Source organism: Croceibacterium salegens (assembly GCF_009827435.1).
Taxonomy (GTDB): domain Bacteria; phylum Pseudomonadota; class Alphaproteobacteria; order Sphingomonadales; family Sphingomonadaceae; genus Croceibacterium_B; species Croceibacterium_B salegens.
The window spans coordinates 146,845-167,056 of record NZ_WTYM01000058.1; the positions used below are offsets into that span (position 1 = coordinate 146,845).

Sequence of the window (20,212 nt, forward strand, 5' to 3'; positions counted from 1 at the left end):
ACCTCACTCTGCGGTGAGCCAGATGAGACGCGCTGCCAGGAGGCTGCGTGTCTCTTCTGCCTGGATTAGGTTTTCACGAATGGCGTCGCGCGCTTGGGCGGCCGCGAGGACTTCGATCAGCGGGAAGCGACCGTTGCGGTAGCCGATCTCGACCAGACGCAGCGCTTCTTCGGCTTGAGGCAGGCTTGCCCCCGCCAAGGTCTCGACCCTTCTCTCTGCCGCGAGATACAAGGTCCGCGCTCGCTCGAACTCGAGACGATAGTCCGCTTCGGCTATCGCCTCGTCCGCCTGTGCTGCACGTGCCTGAGCCTCGGCAGCAGCGATATTGCCTTGATTGCGGTTGCTGAACGGGAGCGGGATCGTAATCCCGACTATGAACGCCTGCTCATTGCTGTCTTCGAACCGGCGCCCGCCCGCCATCACGGTCGGATCGGGTACCCCTAACGAACGTTCGCGGGAGACTTCTGCTTCTGCGAAATCGGCGCGAGCACCGGCCAACCGCAGGTGCAAGGGTAGTGAAGTGTCCATTGGGGCAAGTGCGGGTGCCAGCTCCGGGAATGTTCCGAATACCTGTGGTGCTGTTCCGTCCGCCAGCCAGAGCGCAGCCAGCGCCTGCCTGGCTGCAAGGTATTCCGCTTCGGCGGTTTCCAGTGCCGCTTCTGCTTCTGCCAACGCCGCTTCGGCGCGCATTGCCCGCAGTGGAGGCTCGCGCCCGACTTCGACGAGCGCTCTTGCGATGCGTGCCAATTCGCGATTGCGTTCTACAATTTCGCGCGCGAGACTGGCGCGCTGTCCGGCGGCAACCGCCTGAACATAGCGCTCCCTGACGGTCAGCGCGAGCTGGGCCATTGTGAGCTCGCGACGCGCGCCGGCGACACGCGCCGATGCCTCGGCGCTTTCAATGCGAGCGCTTCTCTTGCCGCCTAACTCGATCTGCTGCCCGAAACCCAGAGTGTATTCGCTGGATTGCAGACCGGAGAACGCTCCAGTGCCCGCAATGTTTTCGGCCTCGAAGGTAAGCTCCGGGTTGGGACGAAGCCGCGCCTGCGCGATTGCAGCGCGCGCAGCCTCTTCCTCTGCCAATGGTCCATAGACCCGAGGATTCGTGCTCTGGGAACTTGGGGGAAGGTTGGATTCAACTCCGGCGCGATCCAGCGCCTCCTCGAGAGACAAGATCTCCTGGGCAAATACCGACGAATCTAACAATATGGCAGCCAGAGCCACCGACAGCGCAATGCGCCGCATAACAATTCTCCTGACAGGAATGCAGGTCAGGGATGCGCGACGGCATCCCGAGCGTCATTCGGGTCAGGCGATGGGTGGCTGGATCAAAACCGGCGAGGCACGCGAGCCTAGAGGGCTTTCCGATAGCGGGGCACGAAGGGACACCCTGCGCGAGAAGTCCGCTCCGGCTTCGCTTGCGTGATCAGGGAGGGAAAAACTGCAATTGTGGTGGTGCACCGGCTGGTGCCCGACTGCATCCTCGTCGAAATCGGTGTCGTCGCTGCTAAAATGATCTTGCCCATGCTCAAAAATGTGGTCCGCAGCATGGACGAATGCGCCGGTGTCTTGTGCATGCACATCCGGAACCATCAGCACATTGCTGAAAGCCAAAGCGATCAACGCAAAAAGGAGGCCCAGTTTCCGCGACATTGCGCGCTGCGAAATAGACGGCCCATGCGAAACTTGCAAGGCTGCCGCAGGTCTGCAGAGACCAAGCGCGCGATGATATTTGAAATGCCGCATCGTCATCATGCTCCCGAATGACCCTGGGCGACGTGCTCGCGCCGTTCAGCAAGCGCCTGGCGGGTAATCTGCAATGCTGAAGACAGGAACAAAGACGCCATGATAGCTGCGACCACAAGGTCCGGCCAGCCAGAGGCGGTACCCCAAACACCCAAAGCTGCGATCATTACGGCGACATTGCCGATCGCGTCGTTACGTGAGCAGAGCCACACCGACCTGACATTGGCGTCGCCATCTTTGAAGCGAATGAGAAGAAACACACTCACCATGTTTGTCAGGAGGGCAAGGAAGCCGACGGCACCCATGATTTCCGCTTCGGGCGCGCCGACAAAAAAGACATGGTAGATTGTCGAGCCCAGCACCCAAAGGCCCATGAGCAGGAGGCTGATCCCTTTTGCCAGGGCCGCATTTGTACGTGCGCGGACCGAAGCACCTATCACCGCCAAAGAAATGCCGTAGGTCATGGCATCGCCTAGGAAATCGAGCGCGTCTGCCTGGAGGGCCTGCGACTTTGCGAGTTGCCCTGCTGCCATTTCAACGACAAACATTGTCGCATTAAGCGCAATGACGATCCAGAGCCTCCGCTTGTAGCTGTCGGACGCACCGTCGAATTTCGTGTCTTCGCCGCAACAACCTGGCATCAGCGGGTCTCCTGCATCTGACCGGTTAGAACTGTGCGTCCATCATTTGACGTAGCACCCGGAATCTGAGGAATGATGCCGCCACGCATTTGTGCAACGCGTCGGTTCATCCAGTGACGGACAAAGAAGCGATAGAGAAGACCGCGAGGGCCAGTCAGCTGACTGTGGACCGCGAAAAAGTCATCAGGACTGTCGAACACCCCGTAGTCAGCCTTGATCCCTGTTTTTTGAATGTAGGTGTTGTCACCCTTCCATTCGACTTCGGGCATCTGCAAGCAGTTTGTCCCAATACCATAAGCACAGATGGACGAGCGTTGCGGAAAGTGATCCTGAAGCGCGGTGAGCAAAGACTGATCGAGGATAAAGCCTTCAAGCTCGATCCATCGTCCCTGGTATTCGATTTCGACCCAAGAGTGCAGGATTCTGGCGGGGGCGAGCGGGTAAACGAATTCTGGAACGATACCCCTTTGAAGTGCCTTATCGATCGTGAAGCCGTGAAAACGACAGCGTATCCCAAGCCCACGGAGAAGTGCCATGAGCAGGATACCCTTGGTGTTGCACTGGCCGTATCCATCAGCGAGAATTTTCGATGCTGGCAAGGCATCCGCTGCATTATAGCCGAAACGAACTTCGTTGCGGACGAAGTCATAGGCGGAGCCAATCTTATCCCAATCCGAGAGGCTCAGCCAGTTACGCTCCTCGATCAGCGCCTTGATGGGCGCTGCGCGAAAATCGACCAGCCGGGTCTCTGCGAGGAATCGGTCCATAATTCTAAAGCCCTGGATTGTCCGTGCGAACTCTTGTAACACCTCTAGTAACTAGAGGTTCAAGAGGTTTTTATGTATTCTATTGGGGAGCTTTCACGGCGCACCAATGTGAAGGTGCCAACGATCCGTTACTACGAGCAAACTGGGCTCATGAGCGTCCCCGAACGCACTCATGGAAACCAAAGGCGCTATGATAACGCGGGCCTCGAGCGTCTGACCTTCATCAAGCATGCTCGCGAACTCGGTTTCACTATCGAGGCCATCTCATCCCTTATCGAATTGCAGGACAACCCCGATCGTTCTTGTGAGGCCGCCACCGAGATTGCGTCCGCGCAGCTGGGCGATGTTCGTGCCCGCATTAAGAAGCTTCGTTCTCTGGAAAAGGAACTTGCTCGCATTGCAAGAGGGTGTGACGGCGAAGGGAAGTCGTCTGACTGCTACGTCCTGGAATCTCTGGCTGACCACCATCATTGCCAGCAGGCGCATTAGGACCATTGCCCTATCGCCCCTTTTGACCGCGCAGGAACAAGTGCTCGCCACCAAAGACAAAGAACATCCCGATTGCGGCATACGCCACGATGCTAGGATCGCTTTGAAGCTTAATCCAGGTGAAAGCGCCAAGAACGACTGCATCTGCTGCCAGTGCTGCAAGCAGGATCTCAGCGCGGGCTCCGATCTCCTTGCGCAGATAGCGCAGCACACCCCAGTGCACGAGCATGTCCATGACCAAGTAGAAGAACACCCCAAGGGCAGCGATTCGTGAGAGGTCGAACAGGACCGCCAGCGTTCCTGCGACCACCACGGTATAGACCAACAGGTGACTGCGCAGGCTGCCTGACATCCCGAAATGGCTGTGCGGGATCATCTTCATTTCGGTGAGCATGGTGAGCATGCGCGATACGGCGAACACGCTCGCCACGACGCCCGAAGCGGTGGCGGTAATGGCAATGACAATCGTGAACCAGAACCCGACGCGGCCAAGCGCTGGCTCGGCAGCTGCCGCCAGCGAGTAATCACGCGCCGCCACGATTTGATTGATGTCCAGACTGGCTCCCACGGCAGCTGCAACGAGGAGGTAGGTCACGACGCAGATGCCGATGGCGATCATGATCGTGCGCCCGACATTGCGGTGCGGGTCAACTATCTCTCCGCCGCTGTTCGTGATCGTCGTGAACCCCTTGAAGGCAAGGATGGAGAAAGCGACCGAGGCAACAAGCCCTGACCATCCGAACCCGACTGTCGGTTCGGCGAAGGCACCACCGGAAAAACCGTTCATCCAGAGGGCTGCGACAGCAAAGATCGCGATGCCGCCGATCTTGATCGCTGACATGACAATCGAGACCATGCTCACCGAGCGATTGCCCGAAGCATTCACGAGATAGGCGAACACGATCAGCGCCAGGGCGAGTGCCGACTGCAGGAGGCCATTGTCCTGCAAATCGAACGGTCGCAGCGCGTAGGTGGCAAATGTCCTCGCAACGAGGCTTTCGTTGATCACCATCGAAAGCGCCATAAGCAGCGAAGCCGCAGCGGCTACGGTGCCGGGGCCATATGCCTTCTGCAGGATCATCGCGATGCCGCCCGATGAAGGCCAGGCGTTGGACATCTTGATGTAGCTGTATGCCGCCAGGGCAGTGACGATGGCGCCGGCGATGAATGACAGCGGGAACAATGGTCCGGCGAGTTCTGCGATCTGTCCGGTGAGTGCGAAGATACCCGCGCCGATCATCACCCCAGTGCCCATGGCGACAGCGCCGCCGAGCGTTATGCTTCCCTTTTCTTCTGATCCGCCGTGCGAATGCTGACCAGCGCTGTGGTTTTGGTGCGATCCCTTCACAGCCTTGCCGTCCGCAGGCGCAGGGAGTTCAGGACAACAGAGATCGAAGACGCACTCATCGCGAAGGCAGCGAACATCGGACTGATAAGCATGCCCATAACCGGATAAAGCACCCCTGCGGCAATGGGCACGCCGGCAGCATTGTAGATCAGAGCAAAGAACAGGTTTTGCCGGATGTTGCCCATGGTCGCCTGGGCAAGTCGGCGGGCGCGAACAATCCCGTCGAGATTGCCCTTCACCAGAGTGATGCCCGCGCTTTCGATCGCGACATCCGCACCAGTCCCCATGGCAATGCCGACATCAGCTTGTGCCAGTGCCGGGGCGTCATTCACGCCGTCGCCTGCCATGGCCACCTTGGCCCCGCCATCCTGCAACTCGCGAATGATGCGGGCTTTGTCTTCGGGCAGGACGTCGGCACGAATCTCGTCGATGCCGAGCCGCGCGGCGACAGCCTTGGCTGTGCGCTCGTTGTCGCCCGTGGCCATGATGATGCGCAGGCCAAGCGCGTGTAGTGCCTTGAGCGCATCCGGCGTCGTCTCCTTGACCGGGTCAGCCACGCTGACGAGCCCGGCAATGACGCCATCGATGGCAACGAACAACACGGTTTCGCCTTCGTCACGGCGCTGGTTGGCCTTTTCGACCAGATCACCGGCGGCCAAGCCAAGGTCCTCGATCATCGCCTTGTTGCCGAGAGCTACCACGTGCCCATCGACCTCGCCCTTCACGCCCTTGCCGGTGACCGCCTCGAACTCCTTGGCCTCGACCATGGCGATGCCGCGCTCCTTGGCTCCATTCACAATGGCTTCCGCCAGGGGATGTTCGGAGCCGCGTTCGAGCGATGCGGCCACTCGCAATACTTCCTCTTCATCCTTGCCCGGCTGGGGCAGGACGGCCACAAGCATTGGCTTTCCCTCGGTGAGCGTGCCGGTCTTGTCCACGATCAGGGTGTCGATCTTCTCGAAGCGTTCCAGCGCTTCGGCGTTCTTGATCAGCACGCCTGCCTGCGCGCCCCTGCCGGTGGCGGTCATGATGGACATGGGAGTGGCCAGGCCAAGCGCACAGGGACAGGCGATGATCAGCACGGCTACTGCGGCGACCAGGGCATAGGCGAGGGTGGGTTCTGGTCCCCAGATGGCCCAGGCGATGAACGCGAGCACGGCCACCCCGATCACTACCGGGACGAACCAGCCGGCGACCTTGTCCGCATATTTTTGGATTGGCGCGCGCGAACGCTGCGCGGCTGCCACCATCTCGACGATCTGCGAGAGCATGGTGTCCGATCCAACCCGCTTGGCTTCTATTACGAGGCTGCCAGTGCCGTTGATCGTGGCCCCTGTAACGGCATCGCCAGCAACTTTCTCGACCGGGACCGGTTCGCCCGTAATCATGCTTTCATCGACCGACGACCTGCCATCGACGACTTCGCCATCGACCGGCACTTTCTCGCCGGGTCGCACACGGAGGCGGTCGCCGACATGGACGTGTTCGAGCGGGATCTCCTCCTCGCTGCCATCAGCACGGATGACCCGCGCGGTCTTCGCCGCAAGGTCGAGCAGCGCGCGGATTGCCTTGCCTGTCCCTTCGCGGGCGCGCAGTTCCATGACCTGCCCCAACAGGACCAGCGTCACGATAACCGCTGCCGCTTCAAAATAGACCCCGACATGGCCTTCCGCATCGCGGAAGCCGTCGGGGAAAATATCGGGAGTGATCACCGCAACAAGGCTGAAGACATAGGCCGCGATCACGCCCATGCCGATCAGTGAGAACATGTTGAGATTACGCGTGCGGAAGGAGTTCCAGCCGCGCACCAGGAAGGGCCAGCCGCACCACAGCACCACCGGCGTGCCGAGGACAAGCTCGATCCAGAGCGTAGCGCGTTCCCCGAAGATGTCCCGAATGCCGGAGAGGCCAACCAGCGGCCCCATGGTCAGGATCAGCAATGGGATGGTCAGAACAGCGCCGACCCAGAAGCGGCGCGTGAAATCGACGAGTTCGGGATTGGGACCTTCCTCGACCATTGTGGCCGACTCAAGTTCCAGCCCCATGCCGCATATCGGGCAGGAACCCTGGTGCGTCTGCCGGACCTGCGGATGCATCGGGCAGGTGTATACCGTTCCCTGGTATCCTTCGGGGACGGTGTCGTAACGCCCGTCGTTTGAAGCATCTTTGTCAGCGTGATGACTGCAATGCCCGGCGTGTTCGTGATCGTGATCGTGATCGTGAGCCATATCGGGGAGCTCCTCGACTCCGCGCGGTCTCAACCGGCGCGGCGACTGAAATGGTTATACAACGGCACCAGCAGGAGTGCAGCATACCAGCCATAGAGGAAACTTCCCACGGCTCCGGCGATGAAGCCGGAAAGGGTCAACCACTCGAATCCCGGCAAGAGTGGCGCCCAGGCTCGGTGCATGTGCATCTGTTCAGGCGCAACCAGGCCGAAGGCGATGCAGGCCAAGTAGGTGATCAGGAGGAACAGGCTGAGCGTCCAGCCCCAGGTCCTGATGCTTTGGCCAACTGCGGACTTCGCCATTGTTCTTCTCCCCCTTGATCTGCTTTGGCTGCGTGAGGGACTTGCCCGAACAACCGCTCTTCGGAGAGAGCGAGCACCTTGATCTCATTTTCAGGCGCTCGCCCCATGTCCGTCCCCTGACGACTTAGCTGGGGGTGTGGCCTTCGTGGGCCAAATGATCCTGCGGGGCAGGATCGCTCTGGGGAGCATCGGTCTGACCTTCGGTCGCGCTGGGTTGGGCGGTCTGTCCGTGGCCCATGTGGCCATGGTCCATTTGTCCATGACCCATCGAGCCATGGTCCATTTGTCCATGACCCATCGAGCCATGCTCCATTTGTCCGTGGTCCATCATCTTGCACGTCATCGTGCCATCTTCGCCGCGCATCATCATGCCCTGCATCCGCTCGCCGTTGTGCATCATTTCGCACATCTGCGGCTGCTCGGCTGCGGCAGGTGTATCCTGGTCTTGCGCGGCAAGCGGTCCAGCAAACATGCTTCCTGCAGCCAGTGCCATAATCAATCGCTTCATTGTCATTCTCCTTTGGTTCTATTCGTAACTGGCAAACACGCTGCGACCGGCGCTGCCGAAAGCGATCACCTGGTAGGGTTGCGTGCGATCACCCATTTCCATCCCCGGCGAGCCGATCGGCATTCCGGGAACCGCAAGACCTTCAATGCCCTCCGGTCGCTCGCGCAGGAGGCGGGCAATATCCGCCGCCGGGACGTGACCTTCGATGACATATCCATCGACCACCATCGTGTGGCATGACCGCAAATCGGCAGGCACACCTTCGCGGTCCTTGATCGCGCCCATGTCCGAACGCTCTTCCACAGCGATCTCTGCCTGCATGCCCGCATGGACATGATCAGCCCACTCTTCGCAGCACCCGCAATTCGGATCGCGGAACATCGTGTAGCTCGCCGCCTGGGCAGCATTGGAGCAGGCCGCGAGTGCCATAAGCAGAGCAGGAGCCATTGATCGACGCAGTGAGATGATGGGTGAACGTGCCATGGGAAGTATCTCCTGTTCTATTCAACGCAGGCCGAGGTGGTTGGGACCAAACACCATTTCTCCGCCGAGGTAACCCTGGGCGACGATAGCGACCGCAAGAACGAGCAGGACCACCCGAAGCGCGGTTCTGCGTTCGCTTCGGAACGCGAGCCATGTGGCGAGTATCGCCAGTGCGGCGATCGCGGTCCCGTTCCAGCGGTGGAGACCAAGTGTCTCTGATCGGTCGGAAAGCCGCCAGCCTCCCGCAGTCCATCCCAAGAGCGCAGCGACTACGGCACCAGCCGCGCCGCCGGCAACGAGGAAGCGGGAGGTCACCTCCAGGCCAGTGGAGGGGCGCACCAGCAACATGAGTTCGGCGATTGCTGCGGCCAGCAACAATGCGATCGGGAAATGCGCGGCGACCGGGTGCAGCCGCCCAAGCACGTCGCTCGCAGAGGTGGCGCGGTTTTCCGCAATTGCCAGTTCCATCGCCTGCTCTGGCGTCAGACTCGCTTCGGCTGGTGCGACTGCAGGAGCGGCTTCGCCATCGTGATGGTCAAGCATGTCGGTATCGTGGTGATCGTCTCCGGCATGGTGATCGGCGTCAGCGTCGTGCCCCATCTCCATCTGCACCATTTCGGCATCAGTCATGTCCTGCTGGTGTTCTTCGTGAGCAGTGACAGGAGGTGCCAATGCAATCGAGATGCCAATTGCCAATACAGGCAGGACCAGTCGTCGGAATCTTGCGATCATGTTTGCCATCCCTTGGCTAGGCGAGATAACCAGTCCTACGAATGACGAGCCGCCAGCCCTCAAAAAAATTGAGGGGCGGTGCGCCAGCATGCGTATGTCAGGGCAAACACGGGAAGAATTGCATATGCACCATGACGATCATCTGGACAGGGCGCTCAAGTCCCTCGGCAATGTCGCAGCGCCCTCGTTGTCTGGCGACTTCATGGATGGTGTGTGGCTGCGAGCCGGGCAAATGGAGCAGGCTGCGGGCCAGCGCCGCCGCCTGGCCCTGATGGCTGGCATGGCATTTATCGGGCTCGGAACGGGAATAGGCGTAGTGCAGGCTCCTGCCTCGGCCGAGGCTGCACGCTATCAGTTGATTGACGGGGCCGAGCTCTCCCCCTCTGCACTTCTTCACGTCGAACCATGAAGTTCGGCATTCTCCAGATCATGGCCGGTGTTCTGCTGGCGATAGCTGCCGGTTGCATCGGCGCGTTCGCAGCGGGAGAGTGGCGTGACGGCGAACATGGCCAGGGATTGCATGCCTTTGTCCACGACGAGCTTGATCTTGATGCGGAGCAATCCGCGGCGATTGAACAGCTGGAAGCCGACTTCGCCATCGAACGCCGCCAGCTGGAGCTATCCCTGCGTGCGGCGAATGCGCAGCTCGCAGCCGCGATGGATGAGGAGCATGAATACGGACCGCAAGTCTCCGTGGCGATCGACAACGTCCACGCCGCAATGGGTGACTTGCAGAAGGCGACCGTGCGCCATGTCTTTGCCATGCGCGGCTTGCTGACTGAAGAGCAGCGGGCTCAATTCGACAGGCAGGTTTCAGCATCGCTCACCGGCGAATGAACGGCGGTGGTCAAAGATACGCAGCCCGCTGAACGCGATCTGGTAAAACAGGTCCAGACTGGCAGTCGGTCGGCCTTTGATCGGCTGGTCACGCCACTAGTCCCGCAATTGCTCACGCTTGCGCGCCGCATGCTGGGGTCGGTGAGCGAAGCCGAAGATGCGGTGCAGTCCGCCTTGGCGTCTGTCTGGGTGGCCCGCGCGAAGCTAGATCCTGAACGTCCACCGGTAGCCTTCCTCACTACGGTAACCCTTAACAAGTGTCGCGATGTCCTGCGGCGACGCAAGGCAGCTCGCTTCTTCGGGTTCGCTGGCAACGATTTCGATTTCGACCTTGCCGCCGATCAGCCAGATGCCGAAGTGGTCGCAGCGGATCGCCAGGCTTTGGAAAGGGTCCAGCGGGCGATGGAGCGCCTCCCTGTCAGGTTGCGAGAAGCACTGGTGCTGGTGAGCATGGAGGGAATGTCCCAACGCGAAGCGGCGGAGGTGCTTGGGGTTACAGAAAAGGCGATCGAGACCCGCGTCTACCGGGCGCGAGCGCGCTTGCGGGAGAAATTCGACGGATTTTGAGGGGAGTGTGCAAAGACTGCGTAACAGTTGGCATGAGCACGAACCCGATAAGCATCGATCGCCGCAAGTTCCTCTCTGCCAGTGCAGGTGCAGCAAGCCTGATTGGTCTTGGCCATTCGATACCGGCCTGGGCGACCGGCAGTCACGAAGGGGCGCTGGCTCGCAAAGGCAGCGATGTGCTGTCCGGCGAACACCTGACCATGACCGTTGCCGATGCGCGGTTCGCAACCGGCAACCGCCGTGGCCCTGCGGTGACGGTCAACGGCTCGGTGCCGGGTCCGCTGGTGCGATTGCGCGAGGGGCAGAACCTCGTGGTCGATCTTCTCAATGAAAGCTCGATGGGCACATCAATCCATTGGCATGGCTTGCTCGTTCCGTTCCTGATGGACGGAGTGCCGGGTGTGACCATGGCGGCGGTCGAACCGGGCGAAAGCTTCCGCTACGAATTTCCCGTCCGCCAAGCGGGCACCTACTGGTGGCATGCCCATACCTTGCAGGAACCCATGGGTCATTACGGCCCGATCATCATTGATCCGGCTGGTGGCGATCTTCACCAGGTAGACCGTGATTACGTGGTCATGCTGTCGGACTGGTCGCCAATGGACCCGCACGAAGTCATGCGGAAGCTCAAGGTCGGCGAAGCACCCTTCAATTACCAGAGAACGGCAGCAACCGACGATTACCCGTTGTCAGGCGAGGATCGTCGCATGTGGGCGCGGATGCGGATGATGCCGACGGACATCTCCGATGTTTCGGCTCCGCTCTACAGCTACTTGATCAACGGGCATGGACCTGACGACGGGCTTGAGTTCGCTTTCCAGCCGGGCGAGCGGGTTCGCCTGCGCTTCATCAACGGATCGGCCATGACGTTTTTCAATGTTCGCATTCCCGGTCTGCCGATGACGGTGATCTCTGCCGACGGCCAGGATGTGCGGCCAGTCGAAGTCGATGAGTTCCAGATCGGCAATGCCGAAACCTACGACGTGATCGTCGAGCCTGCCGGCGATGCCTCTTTCGCCATCGTTGCCGAGGCAATGGATCGGTCCGGCATGGGCATTGCCATGCTGGCGAGCCAGCCCGGCGCGCAGGCGGAGGTGCCGCCGCTGCGCGACCCGCCGCTGCTGACCATGGCCGACATGGGCATGAGCCATGGAACTTCAGGTGCAGCCATGGACCACGGTGCGATGGATCATGGCGCTTCGTCCGAGGGCGAAGCGATGGGTGCTATGAACATGCGCGACACGTCGTTGCTGCCTCCAAGCGTCGAAGTGGGACCTGGCGTGGACATGGTTTCTATGAACCCGGTGGATCGGATGGGTGACCCCGGCATCGGCCTCGACAACGTAGGTCACCGCGTTCTCAACTATCGCCAGCTGGTCGCGGCGAACATGAACCGCGACATGCGTCAGCCGACTCGGCTCAAGGAGATCCACCTCACCGGCAACATGGAGCGTTACATGTGGTCGTTCGACGGCCAGAAATTCTCTGCCGTGGCTGACGATCCGATCCGCTTCGCCTTCAACGAGCGGGTGCGCGTGAAGCTCGTGAATGACACGATGATGGCGCACCCGATCCATCTGCACGGCCACTTCTTCGAGCTGGTGAACGATGCCCCGCACGGTCATCAGCCGCTGAAGCATACCTTGGTCGTCCAGCCGGGGGGCAGCGCACAGTTCGACCTGACAGCGAACGAGCCGGGCGACTGGGCGTTTCACTGTCACCTGATCTACCACATGCACAACGGCATGTTTCAGGTGGTAACCGTCCGACCTCTGCAAGGGGGAGAAGGCTGATGTCCAAGACCATGCTGTTGTCCCTGCCGCTTATTGTCCTGCCGCAGGTGGCCTTGGCGCAGGACCACGACCATTCCAGTCCCAATCCCGCCGAGGTAACCGCCCCAGTTGAGGTGGAGAGCGCCGACGATCCGCACGCAGGGCATCAGGCAATGGACCAATCGGGCCATCAGGGCATGTCGCCAAACGCCAATGCGGAAAGTTCCAGCGGACAGGCGATGGACCACGCCGCAATGGGTCACGGCTCGATGGATCGCGGGGCAGCGGCGAACAGCGCAAACATATCGCAAGGACCACCGCCACCCGAAGCCTTTTCGGGGCCGCTCTATGCTGCGGACGCTTTTGTCGGTGAAGAGGAAATGGCCGCTTCACGCGCGGCGGTCGCTCGTGAAGTCAGCGGCTTGCCAGTCTACTGGTTCCAGGCCGATCGTGTCGAATATAGGGCGCGTGGCGGTCAGGACGGCTATCTCTGGGATGTGCAAGGCTATTACGGCGGTGATCTCGACAAGTTCTGGTTCAAGAGTGAAGGCGAAGGCAACTTCGGCGGCGAACTTGAGAGCGCCGAGCTGCAAGGGCTGTGGAGCCATGCGATCGGTCCATGGTGGGATCTACAAGCAGGCGTTCGTCAGGACTTTATCGGACCGGAGCGCACCCATGCCGTGATCGGTGTCCAGGGATTGGCACCCTACCTGTTCGAGGTCGATGCCGCCGCATTCCTCTCGACTAGTGGCGATGTCACGGCGCGTATCGAGGCCGAACTGGACCAGCGCATTACCCAGCGCCTGATCCTGCAACCGCGCGCCGAACTGAACCTGTCCGCGCAGGACATTCCCGAACTGGGTGTCGGCGCGGGGGTCGACAGCGCCGAGCTGGGCCTGCGTCTACGCTATGAGATTATCCGTGAATTTGCGCCCTATGTCGGTGTGGAACAGGAATGGAAAGTCGGCGGCAGCGCCGATTATGCGCGTTTGGCCGGAGAAGATCCCAGCGCGACGAATTACGTGGTTGGCGTGAGGTTTTGGTTCTGATCGCCCGCATTAAAGGTCGACCGCAGTTAGCCCGCTGGACTGTCACCAGTCAGATCAATCACTCTGGGAGGGCAATCGATCTTTTTCATACTTGTTTCATACATGGTTGCATGAGATCAACTAAGTCATTGAAATCATGGTGGGCGCGGCAAGGATTGAACTTGCGACCCCACCCGTGTGAAGGGTGTGCTCTACCACTGAGCTACGCGCCCGCCCCTCTGGGCAGGGGCGGGCCTTTGCCACGCGTGCTCGTCATTGACAAGACTCAGTCGAGCAGGAGCCTCGCGAGCAGCGAACGCGCCTCTGCCGACAGCTTGCGCGGACGCGCATCGGCGGCGGCCACCGGGCATTCGAGACAGCGCGCCTGCAGCCCCCGCATAGTCGCAAGCGTTCCGAGGTCGCCGAGCACGCGCTGGTCTAGCTCGGCCTGCTGGCGAGCGAGATAACCGAACAGGTCGCGCGGCAGGGCACCCTGCGTCTGGCTTCCGCCGCCCATCAGGCTGGCGATGAAGGTATCGAAGGTGCTCGGCTTCGAAACGAGGAAGCGCGGGTGCCAGTCGCCGTCCTTGAGACCGGCCTTTCCGGCGGCCCATTCGAGCGCGGCGTCGAGATCGCCGAACTGGTCGACGAGGCCGATCTGGCGCGCGGTGCCGCCGTCCCAGACCTGCCCCTGGCCGATCTCGTCCACCCGCTCGGGCGCGAGCTTGCGCGACTGGGCGACCAGCGAAATGAAACGGCCGTAGGAAAACTCGACAGTCGACTGCAGCATCGCCTCGGCCTCGGGTGTGAAGCCACCGAGGATGTCGGGCTGGCCGGACAGCGGCGTCGTCTTCACGCCGTCGGTCGAAACGCCGTAGTCGGCGAGCAGGCCCTCGAACGAGGGGATCACGCCGAATACGCCGATTGAGCCGGTGATCGTGGTGGGCTCGGCGAAGATGCGGTCGGCCGGGGTCGAAACCCAGTAGCCGCCGCTCGCCGCATAGTTGCCCATCGACACTGCGATGGGGATGCGCTTCGCCTTCTGCCGCAGGATCGCGCGGCGGATCGCTTCGGATCCGGTTATCGTGCCGCCAGGCGAATCGACCCGCACCACCAGCGCGGCGAGGTCGTCGTCGAGCGTATCGTCGAGCAGCTTGGCGATGCGCGCCGCGCCGGCCTCGCCCGGTCCGGCATTGCCGTCGGTAATGTCGCCGGCGATGGTGATGACCCCGATCGCCTTGTTGCCGGACAGCGAGCCCATGCCGTCGCCTTCGCCGATGTCGGCGATCCAGGTGTCGTAGTCGGTGTTGGCGAAGGCGCCGGGACCGTTATCCCACTCGTCTTCCCCGGCGACCTTGGCGACGCGTTCGCCCCATTCCTCACGGGTGCCGATCTTGTCGGCGAGGCCGGCGTCGATGGCGGCCTGGGCCATGTCTCCGCCCGTCGACTGGGCCCAGGCGACCATGTCGCCCTTGAGGTAGTCGAGCCGCGCCTTGGGCCGTGCCTGCTTCACGTTGGCGAGCCATTCCTGCCAGATCGAGTCCGCGACCGGCTGGATGTTGCTGCGCGCCTCGGGCGACATGTCGTTGCGGATGTAGGGTTCGACCGCCGCCTTGTAGGTGCCGACGCGGAAGACGTGTGCCTTGACGTCGAAGCGCTTGAGCAGGTCGCCGTAGTATAGGTTGCTGCCGCCCGGGCCGCGCACCGCCACGCCGCCAAGCGGATCGACCCACACCTCATCGGCGTGCGCGGCGAGCAGCATCGAATCGTCGGAATAGGCAACCGCGTAGGCGTAGATCGGCTTGTTTGCCGCGCGGAAGCGGTCCATCGCTTCGCCGATTTCCTGCATGTGCACGTGGCCGCCGCCGAGGAAGGTGCTCATGTCGAGCGCGATCGCCTTGATGCGGTCGTCCTTGGCGGCCTCGTCGATGGCACGGATCACGTCGTGCGCGGCGTACTGCCGGTCGGGCACGGCGCTGCTCAGCAGGCTTTCGAGCGGCGGCGCGTTCTGCACTTCCTCGACCACCGAACCGTTCAGGTCGAGCATCAGCGCGCCGTTGCGGACCGCCGCCGGGCTCGGGCGATTGTTGAGAACCGCGAACAGGGCCCAGAAGAACAGGATCAGGAAAACGAGGCTGAGCCCGTCCTTGATGGCGACGAGAAGATGCCAGACCTTGCGGGCGAAACTCATGCGTGGAACCTCGAAAATCGATTTTCTCGCGTCTCTTAGGGGTCCAGCGGGCGCGGTGCCACCCGAATCGGAACCGGCGGTGCACTCCACTCGACAAGAGTCATTGCCACCGGGGACCTCTAGCCCTATGGGCTCGGCTTTAATGACATCGCCGGACGACACTTCATACGCGGGCCGCTATCCGGCCGGTGGGCAGGCCTTCCCGCATCGCCACCTGTTGGGCATCGGGCACCTCGAAACGCACGAGATCCTCTACCTGCTCGATGAGGCGGAGCAGTGGGTCAAACTCAATCGCCTGCCACAGAAGCATTCCGACCGACTCACCGGCCTGACCATCATAAATGCCTTCTTCGAGAACTCGACCCGCACGCTGCTGAGCTTCGAGATAGCCGGCAAGCGCCTCGGCGCCGACGTGGTCAACATGCACGCCGCGCAGTCTAGCGTGAAGAAGGGCGAGACGCTGATCGACACCGCGGTAACGCTCAACGCCATGCGCGCCGACGCCATCGTCATTCGCCACCAGTCGAGCGGCGCGGTGGCGCTGATCGCCGAGCGGGTCGGCTGCCCGGTGCTCAACGCCGGCGACGGCCAGCACGAACACCCGACGCAGGCGCTGCTCGATGCGCTCGCGCTGCGCCACAAACTGGCAGAGCAGGGCAGGCCGAGCAGCGACGGGATGATGAACGGCCTCGTCGTGACGATCTGCGGCGATGTGCTGCACAGTCGCGTCGCGCGTTCCAACATCCTTTGCCTGCATGCGCTCGGTGCGCGGGTCCGGGTCTGCGCCCCGCCGGCGCTGATGCCGGCCGGGATCGAGGCGATTGGTGCCGAACCGTTCCACGACTTCGAAGCCGCGTTGAAAGGCACCGACGTCATCATGATGCTACGGTTGCAGAACGAGCGGATGAGCGGCCAGTTCATCCCATCCCCGCGCGAATACCGCCACCTTTACGGGCTGACGTTGGAGCGGCTGAAGCGCTGGGCGCCCGATGCCATCGTCATGCACCCGGGGCCGATGAACCGCGGGGTCGAGATCGACAGTAACGTAGCCGAACTCGCCGGCCAGTCGATCATCACCGACCAGGTCGAAATGGGCGTCGCCATCCGCATGGCCTGCCTCGATGTGCTGACCCGGCGCCAACGCGGCGTGCCCGGGTGGGCCGAGGGAGCCTGGGTATGAAACAGCTGCGCGCGCTGACCATCACCGGCGGCAAGCTGGTGCTTCACGGCGGCGTTGTGTCCGGCGCGATCCGCTGCGTCGATGGGGCGATTGCCGCAATCGGCGACGTCTCTCCCGAAGACGGCGACGAGATCGTCGATGCCAAGGGCGCGCTGGTCGCTCCTGCACTGGTCGACTTCGGAGTGTTCGCGATTGACAAGCCGGCGTTCCATTTCGGCGGCATCGCCCGCGCCGCGCTGATGCCCGACCGCTCGCCGCCACTCGACCGGCCCTCGGCAGTGCGCTTCGCGGCGCAGAGCGGCAAGCCCGACCTCTGGGTCCACCCGCTCGCCGCGGCGACCGTCGGCCTTGAGGGCACGCACCTCGCCGAACTGGCGCTGATGCGCGACGCCGGGGCCAAAGCCGTGGCGACGGGACGCAGCTGGATCGCCGACAGCGGCACGATGCTGCGCTTGCTGCAATATGCCGCGATGCTCGACCTCGTGGTGGTCAGCCACGCGGAAGACGGCGGACTCACAGGAAACGCCGCGGCGACCGCGGGCGAAATGGCGAGCCGTCTCGGCCTGCCGAGCGCGCCGGCCGAGGCCGAAGCGCTCGCCGCCGCTCGCGATATCGCACTCGCCGAGATGAGCGGGGCGCGGCTGCACTTGCGGCAGGTTACCACTGCTGCGGCGCTCGACCTCGTTCGCGCGGCCAAGGCGCGCGGCGTCGCGGTGACCGCGGGGGTCACCCCTGCGCACTTCATGCTTTCGGACCTTGCAACCAAGGACTTCCGCACCTTCGCCCGGCTTTCGCCGCCGCTGCGCTGCGAGGCAGACCGTCAGGCGGTCGTCGCGGCCATCGCCGATGGCACCATCGATGTCATTGCCAGCGGCCATGACCCGCGCGGGCCCGAGGACAAGCGCCTGCCTTACGCCGACGCCGAACCGGGTATGGCAGGGGCCGAGACCCTGCTGCCGCTAACCCTCACGCTGGTTCGTGACGGGGAGATCACGCTTGAGCGCGCCTTCGACCTGCTGGCCCGCAACCCGGCCCGCCTGCTCGGCGTGGCGGCGGGCGAACTCGCGGTGGGTAACGAGGCCGACCTGGCGCTCGTCGATCCCGAGCGCCCCTGGATCGTCGATTCGGCGCGGATGGAGGCTACCGCCGGCAACACCCCATTCGACCGCCAGCCCGTCCAGGGCCGCGCCACCGCCTTGTGGAAGGGCGGCGCAAGGATCGAGGACTGACTATGGGGATGGGACGGAACGCACTGGTGACGGGCGCCGCATCGGGTATCGGTGCGGCTTGCGCCATGCTTCTCGCGGAGCGGGGGGTCGGCAGGCTCGTCCTGGTCGACCTCGACGGAGCGGCGCTCGACGCGCTCGACCTTCCCGGCTGCGAGGTACTCCGCTTTATCGGTGACGTGGCCGATCCGGCGCTGTGGGAGCGGATCGAGGTCGAGGCCGGTCCGCTCGACCACGCCGTGCTCAACGCCGGCATCGGCCGCGGCGCGCCGATCGCCAACCTCTCGTTCGAGACTTGGCGCGAGCTGATGACGGTCAATCTCGACGGCATGTTCCTGTCGCTGAAAACCGCCCTGCGGCTGGCCGCCGACGGGGCTTCGCTGGTCCTCACCGCCTCGGTAGCGGGGATCAAGCCGGAGATCGGCAACGCCGCCTATTCGACTTCAAAGGCTGCGGTCATCCAGCTCGCCAAGGTGGCGGCCAAGGAAGGCGCGGCGCGCGGCATCAGGGTCAACGCCATCGCCCCGGGCGGCGTCGACACCCCGATCTGGGACAAGATGCCGTTCTTCGCCGGGATCGTCGCGCAGCACGGCGGCGACCGCGCCGAAGCGCTTGCCGCGATGGGCAAGGGCACCCCGCTCGGTCGCTTCGCCAGCGCCGCCGAGATCGCCGCGCAGGTTGCTTTCCTGCTGTCCGACGATGCGGCGACGATCACCGGCACCGTGCTGGTCAGCGACGGCGGCTACCTGCTCTGACGCCCAAACGAAAAACCCCGCCCGGTGAGGGGCGGGGTTCTCGCTGTTATCGGCTTGTTGCGGCCTAGCGCATCGCCATCCGCACGCCGGTGTCGACGGCGCCCGGCAGCGGGCGATCCTCGGCGTAGGCGAAGCAGCCCTTGCCGTCGCTCTTCACGCGGCCGCACATGGCCTGCGAGCTGGCCACGCTGTATCCGGCGGCCGACACGCGCCAGTAGCGCTTGCCCTTCACCAGGGCCTCGGTGATGACCATCTCGTGGCCTGCCAGTTCGGGATAGCGCTTGGCGTAGATGCCCCAGGCGCGGCGCGCGCCCTGTTCGCTGGAGAAGCTGCCGAGCTGGACGAGGTGTGTGCCGTCGGACTTCTGGCTCGCCGCGACATAGGCAGCGCGCGGTGCGGCGCCCTGGCGAACGGCAACGGACTGCACGACCGGCTCCTGTACGAAGCGGACCGCGTTCTGCGCGACCTGCGCCATCGAGCCGCCCGAAGGCGCGAGCGTGGATGAGTCGGCCTGGAAGTCGTTCGGCCGGTCGACGCGCTGCGCCGGATAGTCTTCATAGGGGACGCCGGCCGACGGACCCGCATCGAGCGCCGGAAGTTCGCCGTCGTCCGTGTCGGGCGTGGCATAGGCCGAAGCTTCGGCGGCAAGCTGCTGCACCGACGGAGTGTTGGAGAGCGCGAGCGTAACCGGCTGGCCGGCATCGGCAACGCCGACCGGGGCGCCGATCAGCACCGCAACGCGCTGCTGCCAGGCTTCCGGCTGGGCCATGACAGCCCATTCCTGCATGCGGTCACCCACCTGGTCGGCGGGTACGTCCTGTTCGGCCATCACGCGCGCTTCGCGCCACTGGCCGCCCAGCGCATAGGCATAGGCGAGGTTCTGGCGCATCTTCGGGGTGTTGTCGCCCGAACGGATGGCGTTCGACATGACCTGCACGCCGCGCTGCGGCTGCCTGGCGAGGGCGTAGGCGAGGCCGAGGTCGGCCGGGGCGATCGCATCGGCCCAGTCGTTGAGCACGGCGACAGCTTCGTCGTAGCGGGCGCCGCCCGACAGCGCGAGCGCGAGGCTCAGCGCGGTGCGGGCAGAGTTGTCACCGAGCGACATCGCGTCGTTGAAGCTGGTCGCGGCCGAGGTGAAGCGGCCGGCTTCGAGGTAGGCGGTACCGAGCATTGCGCGGTAGGCGGCGTTGCGCGGTTCGGCCTGGACCGCCGCTTCGGCGTTGACGATCGCCTTGTCGGTCTTGCCCTGGGCCAGCGCCACCTGCGCCTTGTTGGCCGAAAGGTCGGCACGCGGCGCGGAGCCGGTGGCGCACCCCGCGAGGAGGACGGCGCCCATTGCGCTGGTGACGGCGAGACCGATCATCCGATTGCTGCGGTTGTTGCTATTCATGGTATTGACCCCCTTGCGGTCC

21 protein-coding genes and 1 tRNA gene are annotated in these 20,212 nt (G+C 63.1%); 9 read left to right on the forward strand and 13 right to left on the reverse strand.

The window, feature by feature from the left end:
* Positions 1 to 3 precede the first annotated feature (3 nt).
* From GRI89_RS15540 to GRI89_RS15555, 4 genes are all read right to left on the reverse strand, one after another.
* Positions 4 to 1,245 (reverse strand): TolC family protein, encoded by a 1,242-nt coding sequence (locus GRI89_RS15540; RefSeq protein WP_159797567.1) that lies wholly within the window; start codon positions 1,243 to 1,245, stop codon positions 4 to 6.
* 63 nt (positions 1,246 to 1,308) lie between these two features.
* On the reverse strand, positions 1,309 to 1,746 hold the full coding sequence (locus GRI89_RS15545; RefSeq protein ID WP_235913452.1) for a hypothetical protein: 438 nt from the start codon (positions 1,744 to 1,746) through the stop codon (positions 1,309 to 1,311).
* A 5-nt stretch (positions 1,747 to 1,751) separates the two neighbouring features.
* Entirely contained in the window at positions 1,752 to 2,387 is a 636-nt protein-coding gene (locus tag GRI89_RS15550; RefSeq protein WP_159797571.1) for a cation transporter, read from the reverse strand.
* The gene (locus GRI89_RS15555) at positions 2,387 to 3,154 is read right to left on the reverse strand and encodes a transglutaminase-like domain-containing protein (RefSeq protein ID WP_159797573.1); all 768 of its coding nucleotides are present in this window, start codon (positions 3,152 to 3,154) and stop codon (positions 2,387 to 2,389) included. The genes GRI89_RS15550 and GRI89_RS15555 overlap by 1 nt, the downstream gene beginning before the upstream one ends.
* A gap of 72 nt (positions 3,155 to 3,226) precedes the next feature.
* Here GRI89_RS15555 and GRI89_RS15560 point away from each other — a divergent pair, with 72 nt between their 5' ends.
* On the forward strand, positions 3,227 to 3,643 hold the full coding sequence (locus GRI89_RS15560; RefSeq protein WP_159797575.1) for a MerR family transcriptional regulator: 417 nt from the start codon (positions 3,227 to 3,229) through the stop codon (positions 3,641 to 3,643).
* A 10-nt stretch (positions 3,644 to 3,653) separates the two neighbouring features.
* Here GRI89_RS15560 and GRI89_RS15565 read toward each other — a convergent pair whose 3' ends face one another.
* From GRI89_RS15565 to GRI89_RS15590, 6 genes are all read right to left on the reverse strand, one after another.
* Positions 3,654 to 4,898, reverse strand: coding sequence for an APC family permease (locus tag GRI89_RS15565; RefSeq protein WP_159797824.1), 1,245 nt, complete (start codon positions 4,896 to 4,898; stop codon positions 3,654 to 3,656).
* An 89-nt stretch (positions 4,899 to 4,987) separates the two neighbouring features.
* A complete protein-coding gene (locus tag GRI89_RS15570) occupies positions 4,988 to 7,219 on the reverse strand; it encodes a copper-transporting P-type ATPase (protein WP_159797577.1) in 2,232 nt (743 codons plus the stop codon).
* Between the two features lie 29 nt (positions 7,220 to 7,248).
* Positions 7,249 to 7,521: a DUF5676 family membrane protein gene (locus GRI89_RS15575; protein ID WP_159797579.1), complete on the reverse strand. Its 273-nt coding sequence runs from the start codon at positions 7,519 to 7,521 to the stop codon at positions 7,249 to 7,251.
* Between the two features lie 124 nt (positions 7,522 to 7,645).
* Positions 7,646 to 8,029, reverse strand: coding sequence for a hypothetical protein (locus GRI89_RS17850; protein ID WP_201290952.1), 384 nt, complete (start codon positions 8,027 to 8,029; stop codon positions 7,646 to 7,648).
* A gap of 18 nt (positions 8,030 to 8,047) precedes the next feature.
* The gene (locus tag GRI89_RS15585; protein ID WP_235913456.1) at positions 8,048 to 8,476 is read right to left on the reverse strand and encodes a DUF411 domain-containing protein; all 429 of its coding nucleotides are present in this window, start codon (positions 8,474 to 8,476) and stop codon (positions 8,048 to 8,050) included.
* A gap of 57 nt (positions 8,477 to 8,533) precedes the next feature.
* The gene (locus tag GRI89_RS15590) at positions 8,534 to 9,244 is read right to left on the reverse strand and encodes a DUF2231 domain-containing protein (RefSeq protein WP_159797583.1); all 711 of its coding nucleotides are present in this window, start codon (positions 9,242 to 9,244) and stop codon (positions 8,534 to 8,536) included.
* Here GRI89_RS15590 and GRI89_RS18080 point away from each other — a divergent pair.
* Genes GRI89_RS18080 through GRI89_RS15615 form a run of 5 tightly spaced genes read left to right on the forward strand, consistent with a single transcriptional unit; the run spans position 9,243 to position 13,469 of the window.
* The gene (locus tag GRI89_RS18080; RefSeq protein WP_235913457.1) at positions 9,243 to 9,653 is read left to right on the forward strand and encodes a hypothetical protein; all 411 of its coding nucleotides are present in this window, start codon (positions 9,243 to 9,245) and stop codon (positions 9,651 to 9,653) included. The two genes, GRI89_RS15590 and GRI89_RS18080, sit on opposite strands and share 2 nt — an antisense overlap.
* Positions 9,650 to 10,081 (forward strand): Spy/CpxP family protein refolding chaperone, encoded by a 432-nt coding sequence (locus tag GRI89_RS15600; RefSeq protein ID WP_159797585.1) that lies wholly within the window; start codon positions 9,650 to 9,652, stop codon positions 10,079 to 10,081. Before GRI89_RS18080 ends, GRI89_RS15600 begins: the two co-directional genes overlap by 4 nt.
* Positions 10,082 to 10,087: 6 nt before the next feature.
* On the forward strand, positions 10,088 to 10,648 hold the full coding sequence (locus tag GRI89_RS15605; protein WP_328598304.1) for an RNA polymerase sigma factor: 561 nt from the start codon (positions 10,088 to 10,090) through the stop codon (positions 10,646 to 10,648).
* 32 nt (positions 10,649 to 10,680) lie between these two features.
* Positions 10,681 to 12,441, forward strand: coding sequence for a copper resistance system multicopper oxidase (locus tag GRI89_RS15610; protein ID WP_159797587.1), 1,761 nt, complete (start codon positions 10,681 to 10,683; stop codon positions 12,439 to 12,441).
* Complete coding sequence (locus GRI89_RS15615; protein ID WP_235913459.1) at positions 12,441 to 13,469, forward strand: copper resistance protein B; 1,029 nt, start codon at positions 12,441 to 12,443, stop codon at positions 13,467 to 13,469. The genes GRI89_RS15610 and GRI89_RS15615 overlap by 1 nt, the downstream gene beginning before the upstream one ends.
* Positions 13,470 to 13,606: 137 nt before the next feature.
* On the opposite strand, the gene GRI89_RS15620 is transcribed toward GRI89_RS15615, so the two are convergent.
* Together GRI89_RS15620 and sppA are read right to left on the reverse strand one after the other, a co-directional pair.
* Positions 13,607 to 13,681 (reverse strand) — tRNA-Val (locus tag GRI89_RS15620).
* A 53-nt stretch (positions 13,682 to 13,734) separates the two neighbouring features.
* Complete coding sequence (sppA, locus tag GRI89_RS15625; protein WP_159797589.1) at positions 13,735 to 15,639, reverse strand: signal peptide peptidase SppA; 1,905 nt, start codon at positions 15,637 to 15,639, stop codon at positions 13,735 to 13,737.
* A 142-nt stretch (positions 15,640 to 15,781) separates the two neighbouring features.
* Between sppA and GRI89_RS15630 the strand changes: the two genes are divergently transcribed.
* From GRI89_RS15630 to GRI89_RS15640, 3 genes are read left to right on the forward strand one after another with little or no spacing between them, the layout of a single operon-like run.
* Positions 15,782 to 16,819, forward strand: coding sequence for an aspartate carbamoyltransferase catalytic subunit (locus GRI89_RS15630; protein ID WP_159797591.1), 1,038 nt, complete (start codon positions 15,782 to 15,784; stop codon positions 16,817 to 16,819).
* Positions 16,816 to 18,048: a dihydroorotase gene (locus GRI89_RS15635; protein WP_159797593.1), complete on the forward strand. Its 1,233-nt coding sequence runs from the start codon at positions 16,816 to 16,818 to the stop codon at positions 18,046 to 18,048. Before GRI89_RS15630 ends, GRI89_RS15635 begins: the two co-directional genes overlap by 4 nt.
* Before the next feature lie 2 nt (positions 18,049 to 18,050).
* Entirely contained in the window at positions 18,051 to 18,800 is a 750-nt protein-coding gene (locus tag GRI89_RS15640) for an SDR family NAD(P)-dependent oxidoreductase (RefSeq protein ID WP_159797595.1), read from the forward strand.
* A 64-nt stretch (positions 18,801 to 18,864) separates the two neighbouring features.
* Here GRI89_RS15640 and GRI89_RS15645 read toward each other — a convergent pair whose 3' ends face one another.
* Positions 18,865 to 20,190, reverse strand: a complete 1,326-nt coding sequence (locus GRI89_RS15645; protein ID WP_159797597.1) for an SPOR domain-containing protein — start codon at positions 20,188 to 20,190, stop codon at positions 18,865 to 18,867.
* Positions 20,191 to 20,212: the final 22 nt, after the last annotated feature.